Source organism: Ancylomarina longa, assembly GCF_003996985.1.
GTDB lineage: Bacteria > Bacteroidota > Bacteroidia > Bacteroidales > Marinifilaceae > Ancylomarina_A > Ancylomarina_A longa.
Genome location: NZ_RJJX01000307.1, coordinates 1 through 369 on the forward strand (window position 1 = coordinate 1; position 369 = coordinate 369).

The 369-nt window shown below is 44.6% G+C and carries 1 protein-coding gene; it reads left to right on the top strand.

The features are described from left to right. Window positions 1-369: hypothetical protein (locus DLK05_RS17775; protein WP_209319984.1), on the top strand; the 369-nt coding region annotated here is incomplete at both ends.

Sequence of the window (369 nt, forward strand, 5' to 3'; positions counted from 1 at the left end):
TATTGGATGCCGGCAATGCGGGAGCAACATATTTATGGAGTACCGGAGAAACTACGCAAACAATTAGTACATCAATTAGTGGTAACTATTCCGTTGTTGTAACCAATACCAATGGCTGTTCCGCCAGCGATGATRTGAATGTTACTGTTCATGCCAATYCAATCGTAGATTTGGGAGCGGATCAGCAGAYCTGTGCAGGCAGCAGCATCATATTGGATGCTGGCAATGCGGGAGCAACATATTTATGGAGTACCGGAGAAACTACGCAAACAATTAGTACATCAACCAGTGGYAACTATTCYGTWGTWGTMACCAATACCAATGGCTGTTCCGCCAGCGATGATGTGAATGTTACTGTTCATGCCAATC